This is a genomic window from Anaerobium acetethylicum, from assembly GCF_900096945.1.
Lineage (GTDB): Bacteria > Bacillota > Clostridia > Lachnospirales > Lachnospiraceae > Anaerobium > Anaerobium acetethylicum.
The window spans coordinates 1-2,993 of the sequence record NZ_FMKA01000081.1; the positions used below are offsets into that span (position 1 = coordinate 1).

Here is a 2,993-nt window from a genome sequence, read left to right on the forward strand (position 1 = left end):
TACCAATGGCATGGCAGAGTAGCCAAGTTCGGCAGGGATAAACGCTGAAGGCATCTAAGCGTGAAGCCCCCCTCAAGATGAGATATCTCATAGCAAAAGCTAGTAAGACCCCTTGAAGACGACGAGGTGGATAGGACAGAGGTGGAAGCATGGCAACATGTGTAGCTGACTGTTACTAATAGGTCGAGGGCTTGACCATAAACACTTGACAGTATAATTGTTAAGTAAATGGTTCATAGGATAGAACAAAAATGGATGATTGAATAGTTTGAGTGTGTAGTTTTGAAGATACATGGATTGAATAAATGGATTATAAAATCTGAAGCAGCTTGTGGCTGCTTTTTTTTTATTTCATAGGAAAGTTCATCCCATGAGATAAAAACGCTCCGCGTGGAGGTGTACTCGCACGATGGGAATTGTGTCGCAAAAGCGACCGTACTTGGCGCGAGAGTCTGCCTTGGCAGACTCCTTGTCCTTTCAAGAAAGCAGAATCAAAAATCAATAAAACGTAAAGCGCCTCCAAATGACGGTTTTTATAACTGCATTTGGGGGCGCTTTGTATGTAAATGGCTCGTTTGAAATCGTGAGATACTCTATCACCCGGTAATTGCAGCATCAGCAAAAAATTCCGGAAGATGAAAATTTGGAGCATCAGACTGTATGGGAGAATAACTTGCAAAATGCGTGTTTTTTTCTCCCTCTGCAATCTTATAGAAATTCAGCTTGAGACGGGTTCCTTCAGATATTGTTACAGAAGGATAATAAATCTGAAGCAGAGAAACGGGTATGAATAAATCAACAGACCAGTGGTCTGCATTTTGAAAACATGTTCGGGTAATCATCTTCAGTTCATCTGACTTTAATGAGACACGATCCGAACGACTGGAACCGAACTGGCCAAGCAAGGCGCCTGCTGAATTGAACTCCAGATTCATATAACTGGAATTTTCGGATTCAAACGAAAAAAAGAATTCCATTGCGCTATCAAGATAGACAGGATCTGAATCATGGTGATAGATACAGACAGGATCATTTTCCTGACAGGACATATGCAGGAAGAATCCCTGGTCGCGGATGAATCCCAGCTGTCCGGATGAAGCGGGACGATAAGAACCGCCCCAGTTAAAATGGTCAACATGAAAAGCAGGACATTCTGATATCTGGTCAGAACTTTCTAATGATTTTATCAGGTATTTCATAATGTTACCTCCTGGGTGTGAGTTTATGTATGCGACAACTTGCTGTTTTCCTGGTTCCAATGACTGCAGTGAAAAGCAAAAAACACAGGTGTAGGAATGATGATAAAAGAAGTGGATGCATCAGTTGGTCGGCCAATCATATATCTTTGAAAAAACGGATAAGTGACAATGTTATATCCACAATGTACAATCAATACGAATTATATAGTAATCAAAAGGATAAATCAACTAAAAGGCAGTGCCATATCAGTCCAATAGTTTCGCTTTTTTCTATAATGCAGATATCTTCAAAGCAGCAGGAGTAAATGAAGTTCCTGCTACATGGGATGAACTGCCTGTAGCATATGAAAAATCAAAAAAGGATAAGGAGCTGAAATAGGTTCTATTTTAAGCCTTTGTATTGTTTTGAATTTCTGGATCTGCAATTTAGTGCTCAAAGAAGATGACGTGGAGTTCTATATGGAAGAGGATGTTGATATTATTTACGTTCGTGCTGCTTGGTTGGGTGGGAGCGGCAAGTCTTTCTGCCTCGAAAGAGATATTTACCGGAAAGGTTCTGGAATTTGGAACTGGATTGCATTTTGAGAATTATGTGAAAGCATGTACATCATCAAATGTATCAACATTTTTTATAAACTCGCTGATGTATGCTTTGATTTCCGGTGCATCTCTAAGTTTGATCTGTGCACCTGCAGCAATGTATTATCCCGGTTTGATTTCATTGCAAATAAGGCGATACAGAAAGGCTTTGTATCTGCAATGGGAGTGCCGGCAATCATGATTATTCATCCATTGTTTGGGATTGTTGCAAATTGGAATCGCCTGAATAACATCCTTGCTAACAAGGTTGCACTGATATTTATGTATGTCGGACTTAATATTCCTTATACGACGATATTTCTTTTGGCGTTTTTCAGCAATCTGCCGGGGACATTTGAAGAAGCAGCAGCTATTGGCAGATGTTCGCCGCGCTTTTTATCGTATTTTCACCTACATTTGTCTTATACATCTTCCTGTCGGAAAAGATTATTGCTGGCGTAACAGGTGGCGCAATCAAGGGATAGGAAATGAGAGGAATGCACGGTTTGAAGAAATGAATATTTACCCGGAAGGCTATTTCGGTAAGGGGAGGCGTCCTGTCTGGATGCCTCTTTTTGTGCGCCTGGCAGTGGTGCAATCTGACGGTTGAAAGTCTCGATGTTGAAAGTATCGAGTGCGGTTTGGTAGTGCAGAGCTTCAGCTTAGAGTTGGCGAAGCGTTGACAAATGGGTGTAACAATAGCAAACAGACAGGTGCTTAAGAAATATTTGTGACTGACAGAGCAGCGGAAAATATGATTGCTGGAAACAATTGTATAAAATGTTGTGAAAAAATACACAATTTATGCATAAAAGCTGTAAAAACTTTCTTTTTTCAAAGTGTTGACATATCATCCCCCGTCTGTTAAGATAGTCCTTGTCGCTGAAACGGCTTGAAATAAGCCTTACGGCACAAATTGTCGAATTTTTTTAAAAAATATATAAAAAATAAAAAAATGAAAAAACTTGTTGACAAACAAAAGCAGACATGTTAAACTGACTAAGTCGCTTGAGTGAGCAACACGAAAACGACAACACAGAACATTGATAACTGAACAGTGAAACAACCTTGAAAATTCAAAACCAGACAAAGTCTGGAAAAGAGATTTCATGATCGGCCAGGACTTAGTATCCGGCCAATCAAAGAACAGTGTCGAGAGACACGACCTAAAAAACAGTAAAATATGACCGAGTAGCATCGGCATATACGGAAAAA

The 2,993-nt window shown here is 40.0% G+C and carries 2 protein-coding genes, 1 rRNA gene and 1 pseudogene; 3 read left to right on the plus strand and 1 reads right to left on the minus strand.

Annotated features, from left to right (window positions below; translation table 11 throughout):
- Nucleotides 1-199: ribosomal RNA gene (locus BJR36_RS19785) — 23S ribosomal RNA — on the plus strand; the annotation flags it as partial.
- A 397-nt stretch (nt 200-596) separates the two neighbouring features.
- Here BJR36_RS19785 and BJR36_RS19790 read toward each other — a convergent pair.
- A complete protein-coding gene (locus BJR36_RS19790) occupies nt 597-1,199 on the minus strand; it encodes a carbohydrate-binding family 9-like protein (protein ID WP_091237152.1) in 603 nt (200 codons plus the stop codon).
- Between the two features lie 238 nt (nt 1,200-1,437).
- On the opposite strand from BJR36_RS19790, the gene BJR36_RS21090 reads away from it, so the two are divergent.
- Both BJR36_RS21090 and BJR36_RS21095 read left to right on the plus strand, forming a co-directional pair.
- Nucleotides 1,438-1,578 (plus strand): extracellular solute-binding protein, encoded by a 141-nt coding sequence (locus tag BJR36_RS21090; RefSeq protein WP_091237153.1) that lies wholly within the window; start codon nt 1,438-1,440, stop codon nt 1,576-1,578.
- A gap of 96 nt (nt 1,579-1,674) precedes the next feature.
- A pseudogene (locus BJR36_RS21095) lies at nt 1,675-2,263 on the plus strand (hypothetical protein); the annotation flags it as partial.
- Nucleotides 2,264-2,993: the final 730 nt, after the last annotated feature.